Source organism: Acholeplasma sp. ORD1043, from assembly GCF_057808485.1.
On the sequence record NZ_JAQLOJ010000006.1, the window covers coordinates 16,603 to 29,758 of the forward strand.

Annotated in this window: 7 protein-coding genes; all 7 read left to right on the forward strand. The window is 35.0% G+C overall.

What is annotated here, in order from left to right:
- The 7 genes from PG914_RS02905 (at position 1) to PG914_RS02935 (ending at position 13,151) form a co-directional block, all read left to right on the forward strand.
- Entirely contained in the window at positions 1-3,000 is a 3,000-nt protein-coding gene (locus PG914_RS02905; protein WP_488822215.1) for an Ig-like domain-containing protein, read from the forward strand.
- A gap of 156 nt (positions 3,001-3,156) precedes the next feature.
- Positions 3,157-5,673, forward strand: coding sequence for a hypothetical protein (locus tag PG914_RS02910; RefSeq protein ID WP_488822216.1), 2,517 nt, complete (start codon positions 3,157-3,159; stop codon positions 5,671-5,673).
- Between the two features lie 100 nt (positions 5,674-5,773).
- Positions 5,774-6,556 carry a prolipoprotein diacylglyceryl transferase gene (locus PG914_RS02915; protein ID WP_488822217.1) on the forward strand — a complete coding sequence of 261 codons (783 nt, stop codon included), beginning with the start codon at positions 5,774-5,776 and terminating at the stop codon, positions 6,554-6,556.
- 154 nt (positions 6,557-6,710) lie between these two features.
- Complete coding sequence (locus PG914_RS02920; RefSeq protein ID WP_488822218.1) at positions 6,711-8,309, forward strand: immunoglobulin-like domain-containing protein; 1,599 nt, start codon at positions 6,711-6,713, stop codon at positions 8,307-8,309.
- An 81-nt stretch (positions 8,310-8,390) separates the two neighbouring features.
- Positions 8,391-11,306, forward strand: coding sequence for an extracellular solute-binding protein (locus tag PG914_RS02925; RefSeq protein WP_488822219.1), 2,916 nt, complete (start codon positions 8,391-8,393; stop codon positions 11,304-11,306).
- 13 nt (positions 11,307-11,319) lie between these two features.
- A complete protein-coding gene (locus PG914_RS02930; RefSeq protein ID WP_488822220.1) occupies positions 11,320-12,249 on the forward strand; it encodes a carbohydrate ABC transporter permease in 930 nt (309 codons plus the stop codon).
- A 2-nt stretch (positions 12,250-12,251) separates the two neighbouring features.
- On the forward strand, positions 12,252-13,151 hold the full coding sequence (locus PG914_RS02935; RefSeq protein ID WP_488822221.1) for a carbohydrate ABC transporter permease: 900 nt from the start codon (positions 12,252-12,254) through the stop codon (positions 13,149-13,151).
- The last annotated feature ends 5 nt before the right edge of the window (positions 13,152-13,156 follow it).

The window sequence follows — 13,156 nt, forward strand, 5'->3', positions numbered from 1 at the left end:
ATGAAGAAAATTTTTTATATTTTCATGATGGTTTTCACAGCACTAACCTTAGTTGCATGTACAGAAGATGTTGTAATTGAAATTTTAGTTAACAAATCAACTGTATCACTAAATGAAGGTGATACTGAAAAACTAGTTGTAACAACAAACGACGAAGCAGGTTATACTGTCTCGGTCGAAGATAGTTCCATTGCAAGTATTTCAGAAGACTTAACGGTTTCTGCAGTTGCACATGGTTCAACCAAGATTATTTTTACTGCTAAATCAGATGAAACTAAACAAGCCGAAGTTACAGTTACAGTCTTAAAGATTGTAAATGTAAATCTTAGTGCGCCAGATGGTGTACTTTGGGTAGGTATGACATTTGATTTAGAATTTGAAGCAAATGATGAATTAACATTCCAATCATCAAATACGAATGTTGCAGTGGTATCTGCAACTGGTTTTGTTGAATTAGTTGGTCCAGGGGCTGTAACAATTACTGCAACTTCAAAATTAGACCCAGAAGTCTCTGATACTATTACATTAAATGTATTAGACTTGGCACAAGGAATTGCAATCCAAGGTGTTGATAAAGGTAATGTTGGTACTAAACGTACATTATCAGTGGTTGCTGCACCAGAAAATGCAGTAGTTGAAGTTGAGTTTTCATCAAGCGATGAAACGTTAGCTACTGTATCATCAACAGGTGAAGTCACATTCTTAAAACCAGGCGTAGTTACAATTAGTGCGGTTTACGCATTTGACGAATCACTAGTAGCAACAAAAGAAATTGAGATTGTTGATATTGTTGTTGTTGATGCATCAAAACAAGCGGATGATGTTGTTACTATTGACGATTTAGACATTGTTTTTGGTGAAAAATTATTTGCCAATATTACTGATGCACAAAGTGCATTTGCTGAAACTTCAGTTTTATACCTTAATGCAGGAACTTATGGTGCATTTACAATAAATGATGATGTGCAAAGTGTAATCTTTGCAACTGGAGTCATTTTTGAAGATAAACTGACAATTGATAAAGCATCAGTAACAATTGAAAATCTAAAGTTCTTAGGTAATGGTCATATTGAAGCAACAAAAGAAGCCACAAATTTAGTTATTAGAGGTAATCATTTTGAAGGTTTAAATCAAGACGCGATTACAATTATTGAATCTAATGGTTTAGTTGTTGAGTCAAATACATTTAAAGACTTTGCTCACACAGCATTAGTGATCCAAAACTTAAAAGGTGGCCGTCATGATGCTCAAAAGAATTTAATTCAAAATATTAAATTAGCTGTTGATATTACTGGTACAGAATACGATAATACAGCAAGTTTATACATCCAAAGAAATGACATTCAAAATGTTGTATCAGCGTTTGATATTAAACTAGCTGAATCAGCCATGACTGCAATTATTAGATTCAACGCAGTTACAGGAACTTCAAAACTTGCTAAAGCAAACCGTGCGTATATTGACTTTACAATGAATTATTGGGGTCAACAAGAATTAGACTTGAATAAGTTTGAAGGTATTCCTGAAAGAATGTTATTAGGACACTATAAGACTAAAAATGCTATTCCTAGTGAGGCATCTTATAATCCTGCAGTTCCAACATTTATCTTTGTTACAAATCCTATTGAAGAAATCTATTTAGGCACAAATTATAAACTTGAATGGGAATATTTACCATATGAATTAAACAATGCTAGATTTAGAGTATTGACTACCGATGCTAAATTGTTATTGCCAAATGATGCTGGTTACTTAACACCGGTAAAGAGTGGATTAGTAACAATTACTATCCGTTCTGCAAATGCAGCAACAATTAATACAACCTTACAAATTTCAGTGACAACTGATCCTGGTATTGATATTGTTCCAGAAGAAAGAGAACAATCTTTAGTTGTTGGTGACAAATTACAATTAAATGCATATCCATTCCCATACACTTATGCGAATGAACAAGTGACATATGAATCATTAAATACGAATATTGCTACAGTAAATGAAGCTGGTTTAGTCACTGGTTTAGCTGAAGGTGAAGTAATTATTCGTGCACGTCTTGTGAATGAATATTCAGTGTATGCTGATTATGTTGTCACATTCTATGAAAGTTTAGATGAAAATAATCTTTTAGACTTATTAACATTGAATCAAATGGCATTTACAAAAGAGTTTAGATATATGATCATTGGTACAGGAACTTCATATGAAAATATTGATTATGAGTCAGTTTCAAAATATTATTTTGAGAATAATATGCCAATTAATACCGATAAGATGGTACCAGTGAGTAATGGTATTAGACCAGGTACAAAGAAACCTGCGCACCCTGAAGGCATTACAACTTATAACCCACAAAATGTTTATTGGTTAGTTATCCATGATACAGCAAATAACGCTCCAGGTTCTGGTGCATTATCACATGCCAATTATTTATGGAATGCAGCTGCTGCTGGTACTGTATTAAATACTTCATGGACATATACAATGGATGATGAATATTTATATCAACACGTGCCAGAAGATGAAGTTTCATACCATGCTGGTGATGGCTCAACATTACCTGGTCAAAGTACAAATTATCTTGGTGGTGGTAACAGAAATGGTATCGCAATTGAAATGTCGGTTGCACAAGATGATGATATCTGGCGTGTATGGCAAAGAACTGCTAAGTTTGCAACCAACAGAATGGTTTACTATAACCTTCCAAGATCTCATTTCAAATTCCATAGAGATTTTTCAGGTAAAAACTGTCCAAATACATTATTAACTGCAGGGCTTGCAAATTACTTCCAAGAAATGGCTGATATCGAATATAAGATTTGGTCAGAATATGCAAATGCTCAAATCGATTTTGTATCACATAACACAGACATTTTAGATCACCACGGACGTATTATCGCTAAACCTGACCATGCGACAGCGGTATCATATACAATTTCTGTTAATGTGAACGGTTCAACACAACAACGTACATTTACAGTTAACGTTCCTGGTACAATGAGATAATCTTAAAATTAGCTCTTATATGAAATAATTTTTCATAATGTGTAAATACACACATTAATATAGAACATATGGACTTTTTGTTTGACAGCGCTTTCATGTTTCATTAAAATGAATACGTAAGACTCACAAATACAAAAAAAGAAGGAGTAGTAAAAAATGAAAAAAATTCTAGCTATGCTATTATTTGTCTTCGCCGTATTAGTAGTGCTTGCACCTACTTATGCTGCAGACGAAGAAGAATTAATTGAATTATATCCATATGGCGATCCAAACGCTTTATATGGTCCATCAACAATCTACACGTTAGTTGGGGATTCTAACTGGGATGTAGAATTTGCTGGATATCGTTATCATATCGTTCGTGCTGGTGTTCGTATGTTAAGATTCGTAACAGACAGCAATGCTAACGGTACAATTGAAGCAAATGAAATGACTGCATTGTCATGGAACGCATTCGCTTCTTTATACCTAAACGATACTGATGAAGATATCGAAATTGCGACTTCAAATAACCGTACTGACATTTCTACAGTAGTACATCGTATGTATGCTTACTTCAATGAAGAAGGTCAACTATACATGTTTGAAGACCACATCAATACATATTACATTCATAATGATGGTGCGGATGCTAATGAAAATGCTGACTGGCGTTTAGCTACACAAGCTGAAATCGATGCTTTCACAGCTGCTGGTGCTGATGCTGCTACATTAACTCCAAACACTCGCTATGTTCCAATTCGTATTATGTTAGACGCTGCTGACCCAGATGGTCACGTTGCTGAACCTTTAACAAGTTTAGCTTGGACTAACCCTGATGTTGTTGGCGAAGGTGTAACAGATGCTAATAAGACATTATTATTAGATTACGATCCAAGAAACGTAATGGTTCCTGCTGGTCACTCAGTATTATCATTCGGTACTAAAGACCGTGACGTTGATGGTGAAAGAGCTGGTACAGTTGCTTTCATTAAAGGTATGCCTGCTTTAATCGGTGCTAACACTGCTGAAAGAGCAAATATTTCTTACAAACCATTAGCTCCTGCATTTGCTGGTTTAACTACATTAGATAAAGACCCTAACAATGCTGGTGTTCAAATCGTTATTGATCATAAAGCTGCTTGGGATTTACCATTAACTCCATCAGTTTCATGGGTAAGAATGTTTGGTGAAGAAGGCGAAATTATCAACCAAACTGAAAAATTAGACTATACAGTTGAAATTTTAGAAGCTTCACAAGTTGATGAAGAAATCGTTTATGATTCATTACAAACAATTGAATTCACTTATGATGCTGATACAGACACATATTCAAAAGATGCTGAAGTGAATGTTATCGACACAACTGAATTTGGTGCTGCTTATATCGCTAAATTCACTGCTACTGCACCAGATGGTCAAGTAACTGAAGTTATGGTTGACATCGTTGTAGGTATCGTACCTCCACGTTTTGTAGGTGTTGTTGGTAGATTTGGTAACGAATATGTTCCAGTCGACTTATTAGGTTCAGTAACTGCTGTAAGTGGTGCTGGTGTTGATATGACTGATGATATTAGAATTTCATATCCTGCATCATTCAACCCATATGCTCCAAAACCAGGCGTATACAACATTACTTTAGAATTAACTCAACACATTCACATTGCTGGTACTCCAGATATTCCATTACAAATGTTCTTAGGTGAAACAGAAGTTACAACATATACTGTAAACCCACCTGCAGCTCCTGCTACAACAGGTTTACACTTATTTGAAAACCTTACTGCTTATCCATATTCTGTAGCATTTGGTAATGCTGTATTCATGGAAATTGATGCTGAAGGTAAATTAGTTGCAGGCTTCGACAGATCAAACTGGAAGTTCTGGAACGCAGATAATCCTGATTATGCTACAGCTCCAACAACTGTTGTTAACGACGCTACTAAAGCTAAAGCATTCTTAGATCAAGCAATGGCTGCTGGTCACTATGTAATTTATGCAGGTTTTTACCACGTTGTTGGTGCATCTAATGCAGCTGATATTGCTAGAACACTTCAAATTGGTGATCAAGTAATTATCCCTAAAGTTGCTGGTGTTCCTGATGAAGATCATTACATCGACATTTCAACTTCTTACAAATTAACAATTCTTGATACTACTGCACCAACTGCATTAGTAGCAAACCCTAATTACACATTAACACTAGGTTCATTCACAAACGTTAACCAAGCTATCTTAGCTAACGTTATCGCATTTGATAACTACGATACAACTGCACAACTTGCTAAATTCGTAGAAGCAAATGGTGGTATGAACTTAACTACTGCTGGTACTTATAATGTAACTGTTGTTGTTGAAGACCGTGCTGGTAATTCATCACAAGTTTCATTCCAAGTTAAAGTAGTTGCTGCTTCAACAGTTGCTGAAGATGTTGCTGCATTACAAGCTCAAATCGCTTCATTACAAGCTTTATTAGCTGAACAAACTGGCGAATTAGGCGATGATGTAGAAGCTATCCAAGCTTTAATCGCTACTTTACAAGCTAAAGTTGCTGCTTTAGAAGCAGACGTTGATGCAATCCCAACTGATACTGGTTGTGCTGCATTATTCAACATATCAAACATCACAATGTCATTATTAGGTTTAGTAACATTAGCAGGTGTTGCATTTGCTATGTTCAAAAGAAAATATTAATACCTGACATAACATCATAATATAAACACAAAACGAGGGGGACTACTGCAATATGAGTAAGTCCCCTTCAATTTCTTAACATCAAGAAAAGAGGCAAACTATGTATCCATATTTATTTGGTTTTGAATTTTTAGAATCATATTATGTCATGATCATCATTGGTATATTTGTTGCATTATCCGCATTTAAAGTGGTAATGAAGCATTATCAAGTACCTTTTGAGACTTACAATTTCTATCTTAAATTAGCGTTGATTTCAATGATTGTTGGATTCTTATTTGCTTTTTTATTCCAACAAGCGTATAACTTAATCGATGCTTTAATGGAAGGTAGAGAATATCAAGCTCAAGGTATGACCTTGATGGGTGGCGTTATTGGTGGTTTAGCTACTTGGTTTATTGGTAATCGTTACTTTGCAAAAGAAGAAGCGAGAAAACAATTCTTCCTAGTTACAAGTATTGCAACATTTTCAATTATGATAGGTCATGCGTTTGGTCGCATTGGTTGTTTCTTAGCAGGCTGTTGCTACGGCATTGAAACAGATGCTTGGTATGGTATGAAATTTGTAACACATGATCATACGGTTGTACCGACTCAATTTTTTGAAGCAATCTTTATGTTTGCATTAATTGGTGTAGGCATTTATATGATCATGAAGAAGAAAGTCAATTATGTATCATTCTTATATTTTATTGCTTATCCAATTTTTAGATTCTTTATAGAATTTCTAAGAGGAGATGAACGTGGTACACTTCTACCATTATTCTCCCCATCACAATGGCAAAGTATCATTATGTTAGTATTTGCAGTAATTTTATTGGTTAAATACATCAAAAATCCATTTAAAACAGGATATCAAGATAATAAGGTAGTAAATAACTAAAATATCATTATTTCACACGAAAATGTAAACGCTTTTGAAAAAACTTTTTATAATATGAAAAATAGCCCTAGAGTAGGGCTATATATACTATGTATATAGTATAATTAGTGTGTAATAAAATCTAATAAAAACTATAAGAAAGAAGGGAAAAAGAATGAAAAAAATTTATGGCATTCTTACAATACTTGCCTTTGCGTTCCTACTAGTAGCTTGTAATAACGAGCCTGTAGGACCAGGGGATGATGGTAACAATCCACTGACTGGCAATACTGCTAGTATCAGTGGCGCAACAAATGTCACAATTATTGCAGGGGATAATTTTGACCCTAAGGCAGGCGTAACTGCTACAGATACTGAAACAGGCGACATTACTGCTAGTATCGTTATTACAGGTAGTGTATTAACAAATGTTCCTGGAAATTATACTTTAACTTATAAAGTAACTGGATCTGATGGAAAAACTGTTACAGTTACAAGAGTTGTTACAGTTAATCCAAAAGAACAAACAGAACCACCAACTGAAATTGTAATCATGCATGGTGCTCCATATGAAGTGGACCCATTCCATGAAAACTTTACTGGTAAAGAACAACTTGCTCGTCAACAAAAACAAAGAGAAGTTGAAGAACGTTTAAACGTTAAAGTTGTTTATAAAGCTTATCCGGCTTCAGCAGCTTGGGGTGATTCTCGTGTTACAGCAATCGTTAACGCGTCAGTTGATGGTGCTCCTTTAGCAGATATTTATTGGACAACATCTGACTGGACTCAAAGATTAGTTAATGGTTCAGCAATTGTTCCAGTAGATAAATACTTAGGAACTCACGGTTCAAAGATTACTCCAGAAGCTCAAGAAATTGGTTCATACAATGATCAAGTCTATGCATTTATGGTTAACAAACCAACAGTTGAAGTAGGTTTATTCTACAACGCTGGCTTAGTTGAAGAACTTGGTATTGAAAATCCAACTGAGTTATTCTTGGAAGGTAAATGGAATTGGTCTAAGTTTGATCAATGGTCAACAGCAGCAAAAGCAGCTTTAACTGCTAAAGGTGATGACTATTATGTATTAGGTGGTGTCTTAGCTAACTATGCTGAAAACATGGTTCCATTAAATGGTGGTGCGTTAATCAATGCTAAATCAGGACGTGTTGCATTCCATCAAACACCAGCGCTTCAAACTTATGATTTCATCGGTTCATTATGGAATAAAGGTTTATATGAACCAAGTGGTGCGTATGATGCTGGTTCACCATTATGGCAAGCAGGTAAAGTAATTATGCATCCAGGTTCATTCTGGTTCGTTGGTTCACCTGATAGATGGGCTAACTTAAACTTCAATTTAAGTTTCGTTCCATATCCGGTTTCTGATACTTACACTGGTGAATATGTATCACCTGTATCAGGTGTTGCAGTTTACAACATTGCATCAGGTATGTCAGAAGCTAAAGAAGAATTAGTATTCCAAGTTTGGAATGAAATTCAATTATGGAAGACTGATCAACAATTCAAGAATGAATTTGAAACAACATTAATGCAAAGATTTAATGATGAAGCATCAATCGAAGCATTCTTAGAAATTTATGACAAAGCACAAAGAGATTTAATCGGTGCTATTGGTATCGGAAGATACGCAGCAAATGGTTGGACTGCAAATATCAATGCAGCAATCAAGAATGGTGAAACAAGAACTAAAATGGATGAAATTTATCCAGTTTACGCAGAAGCATTAGAAAAATACCTAAACGGCGAATAAGAAAGAACTTGGTATACACCTTCCTTAAAGGGGACATCCTTCCTTTTAAGGAAGGTTATACCATTTTCATGAGGTGAGATTTTGAAAAAATTACATATTTTTGCTTTAATAGGCTGTATCGCAATTATTTTATATTTAGTAATTGATGCGATTGGAATTGCAACAGATACTAACTATTTAAAATACAACCGTACAGTCAATATCACGAGTGAACGTGAATCATCCGATGAATCATATGTAAAAAATTATGAAAACTATGTGGCAAGCCATGAGGCTTCTTTTCCACAGAATGTTGACATCACTGTTTATGGTACTGATTTTGTCGATCATGAAGGGGAATATCAAATTGTCTTAGGACATGAAGGGGTAGAACAATCTTTACTTACAGAAGAGTCTGGTTCCTTTACATATCGCTTTGATATCGACACAGCTGGTTTTTACTATGTCAAAATTAATTATTTTGCATACGAAGGTAAAGCATCAGCAATCGAACGTTCAATTAAAATTAATGGCGAAACGCCATTTATTGCCCTAGAAAACATTGTTTTACATAGATACTATGGCAATAAAGAAGATATTTATCAAGACTATTTAGGAAATGATATTAGACCTTCACAAATTGAAAAACCATTCTGGAGTGAAGTCTATATCAAAGATTCACTTGGTTATATTGATTCACCTTTCTATTTCTATTTTGAAGAAGGTGCAAACGAATTAACGATTGAATCACTCCGTGAGCCTTTATTAATAGAATCATTTAAAATTCAATCTATTAAAGGTTACAAGTCTTATGAAACACTTAAATCAGAGTATCAACAAAATGGATATTCATTTGTAAATCGTGATTTACAATTCATCCAAGCTGAAGATGCTAACTTCACAACTTCTCCAACACTTTATCCTTTAAATGATAGAACCAGTGCAAAAACAATGCCATCTGATCCATCTTTAATTAAGTTAAACACGATCGGTGGAACAAACTGGGGTACAGCAGGCGATAAAATCTCTTGGGAATTTGAAGTAGAAGAAACTGGTTTATACAACATTAGTATGAGAGTAAAACAAAGATTGGCAACTGGTATGGTCGTATTTAGAAACATCTATATCGACGATGAAATTCCATTTGCTGAAATGGAAAACTATGTATTCTCATATTCAAGTGACTGGCGTACTCAAACATTAGGTACAGAATCAGAAGCATTCCAATTCTACCTTGAAGCTGGTCGCCATACAATCACTATGGAAGTATCCTTAGGGGTTTATGGAACAATTATTTCTGACTTACAGGATGTTATTAATAACTTAAATAAGATTTACCGTGAAATCTTAATCTTTACAGGTCCTTCACCTGACCCATATCGTGACTACGAATTAAGTTCTCGTATTCCAAGCCTTATGGCTAGATTCCAAGAAGAACGTGATGTCTTAGTAGCTATTAGAGAAGCATTAATTTCTATTTCAGGTGCTAGATCTGAAAAGACTGGTATCTTAGATACAGTAATCGTACAACTAGAAGACTTCTTAGAAAAACCTAGAAACATTCAAAACAACTTATCAGAGTATGTATCAAATATTTCATCATTAGGTACATTAGTAATCATGTTATCAAGTCAACCAATTGAAATTGACTACATGGTATTGCATCAAGAAGGTGCGAAATTACCTGATACACAAGCAATGTTCTTCGAGCGTACTTGGTATGATTTTAGAGCGTTCTTAGCAACATTTACAACTGATTATTCTGCAGTTGGTAGAAGAGATACTGGTGAAGTTAATGAAACTATTGAAGTTTGGTTATCATTAGGTCAAGACCAAGCGAACATTTTACGTAAATTAATTGATGAAACTTTCGCACCACAAACAAGTATTCAAGTTGACTTAAAACTGGTTGCAGGATCAGCATTACTACCAGCAACACTCGCTGGTTCGGGTCCTGATGTTGCGATTGGACAATCAAATTCTATCCCAGTCAATTATGCGCTTCGTAATGCGGTTTACGACTTAACGAAGTTTAGTGATTTTGAAGATGTTAAGACGAGATTTATGGATAGTGCAATGACACCTTATACAATTGATGATTCAATCTATGCACTACCGGAACAACAAATTTTCTTAATGATGTTCTATCGTACAGATATCTTTGAAGAATTAGAATTAACTCCTCCACAAACATGGAAAGAAGTGACTGAAATGATTCCGTCACTTCAAAAACATAACCTTGAATTCTATTTACCAGTTCCATTAACAGAAGGATCAACAGTAGCACTCCCACCAAACCCAATTTTCTCAACTATGTTCTATCAAAATGATGGTGAATTCTATATAAATGGCAACACTGAATCAGGATTTAATGAGGGATTAGGACCACAAATATTTGAAACATGGACAAGTTTCTACACTGACTATTCATTCCCAGTTGAAGCAAACTTTGTTAACCGTTTTAGATCAGGTCAAATGCCAATTGGTATCACATATTACAACACTTATAATACTTTATCCGTATTCGCACCAGAAATTCGTGGTAAATGGAACTTCATCGCAGTTCCAGGTACTGAATATCTAGATAATAATGGTCAAACCCAAATTAGAAGAGAAACTGTATCAACTGGTACAGGTGCAATTCTGCTTGAACAATCAGATAAGAAAGAATCATCATGGGAATTCATGAAATGGTGGACATCTACTGAAACTCAAGTGAGATTTGGCCGTGAAATGGAAGGTATTTTAGGGGCAGCAGCACGTTTCCCAACAGCCAATGTCGAAGCAATGAAACAACTCCCATGGACTGTAAACGAACTTAACAAATTATTAGAACAATGGGATTGGGTCAAAGGTATTCCTGAAGTTGCAGGTGGATACATGACTGGACGTCATTTAGACAATGCATTTAGATTGGTTTACAATGAGTCTGCGAATCCAAGAGAAACTATTTACGACTACGTTCAAATGATCAACGATGAGATTCAAAAGAAACGTCGTGAATTCGGTTTAGATTAGAAATGAGGATTTTATGCAAGAAGTAAACAAAATACCATTTAAACAAAAGATGAAATATACTTGGGAAGAAATGAAGGCACATAAGCACCATTACATATTAATAGCGCCTTATGTTGTCCTTTTCATCCTATTCACAGTAATTCCAGTCTTGATGTCACTTGGCATCAGCTTCACATACTTCAATATGTTAGAAGCACCACGTTTTATTGGTTTTGATAATTATACAAAATTATTTTTAGAAGATGATATCTTCATTATTGCAATTAGAAATACATTGATCTTAGCGGTAGTTACCGGACCGGTTTCATACTTACTTGCTTTCGTATTTGCGTGGTTAATTAATGAACTTAAGCCAAAAGCAAGAGCAGTTATGACATTAATCTTCTATGCACCATCGATTTCAGGTAATGCGTATCTTATCTGGTTATTAATCTTCTCTGGTGACTTACACGGTTATGCCAATGCGTTTTTAAAGAACTTTGGATTTATCGATAATCCAATTCTGTGGTTGAGAGACCCAGACTGGATGTTAATTGTTATTATTATTGTTCAATTATGGTTATCATTAGGGGTATCATTCCTAGCCTTCATCGCTGGTTTACAATCAGTTGATAAGACTTTATATGAAGCAGGTTCAATTGACGGTATTAAAAACAGATGGCAAGAATTATGGTTTATTACAATTCCATCAATGAAGCCACAATTATTATTTGGTGCAGTAATGCAAATTACTACATCACTTGCGATTGCAGAAGTATCACAACAACTCTTAGGTTTCCCATCGGTACAATACGAAGGGCATACCATCGTAACCCACTTAGTTGACTATGGTTCCATCCGATTCGACTTAGGTTATGCATCAGCAATTGCAACAGTCTTATTCTTTATCATGATTGGTGCAAACTTACTCGTGAGAAAAGTTTTAAGAAGGATGGGTGAATAACAATGGCTAACAAAATACAAGAATTTCTAAAAAGAAAAGCCTTCGAAAGAAAGTATAAGAAAAGAAAACGTATCAACCGTTCATTAGCAGGGGACATCGTCTTATTTGCATTACTTGCAGTATTTGGTATCTTCTCAGCTTATCCGTTAATTATGACGGCGTCTAATGCTTTCAAACCATTAGATGAATTATTCGTTTTCCCACCTAACCTATTTCCAAGAAACCCTACATTAGAAAACTTCAGAGATTTAACTGAGTTAATTGGTAACTCTTGGATTCCTTTCTCAAGATATTTCTTTAATACAATCTTTATCACATTAACAGGTACAGTAGGCCACGTTTTAATTGCATCAATGTGTGCTTACCCACTTGCTAAATATAAATTCCCAGGTAGAAATTTAATTTTCGCACTTGTTGTGTACTCATTAATGTTTGCACCGCAAGTTACAGCAACGCCTAACTACATCATGATTTCATGGTTAAATCTGTTAGACACGCCTTGGGCTATTATTCTTCCTGCGATTGCATCATCATTAGGTTTATACTTAATGAAGCAATTCATGGAACAAATTCCATTTGAATTAATCGAATCAGCAAAAATTGACGGTGCGTCAGAATATAGAATTTTCTTCCAAATCGTTATGCCACTTGTTAAACCAGCATGGTTAACATTAATCATTCTGCTATTCCAAAGATTATGGACAGCAGATGGTGGCACATACATTTTCTCAGAAGAATTAAAACCATTATCATATGCATTACGTCAAATTGCACAAGGTTCTATTGAACGTTCAGGTACAGTAGCGGCTGTAGCCTTCATTATGATGATTGTTCCAGTAACATTCTTCATTATTTCACAATCTAGAATCGTTGAAACATTCAGCCATTCAGGTATGAAGTAGGAGGT

Coding starts and splice junctions, on each gene's coding strand:
- PG914_RS02905 (WP_488822215.1), top strand. CDS start 1: ATGAAGAAAATTTTTTATATTTTCATGATGGTTTTCACAGCACTAACC.
- PG914_RS02910 (WP_488822216.1), top strand. CDS start 3,157: ATGAAAAAAATTCTAGCTATGCTATTATTTGTCTTCGCCGTATTAGTA.
- PG914_RS02915 (WP_488822217.1), top strand. CDS start 5,774: ATGTATCCATATTTATTTGGTTTTGAATTTTTAGAATCATATTATGTC.
- PG914_RS02920 (WP_488822218.1), top strand. CDS start 6,711: ATGAAAAAAATTTATGGCATTCTTACAATACTTGCCTTTGCGTTCCTA.
- PG914_RS02930 (WP_488822220.1), top strand. CDS start 11,320: ATGCAAGAAGTAAACAAAATACCATTTAAACAAAAGATGAAATATACT.
- PG914_RS02935 (WP_488822221.1), top strand. CDS start 12,252: ATGGCTAACAAAATACAAGAATTTCTAAAAAGAAAAGCCTTCGAAAGA.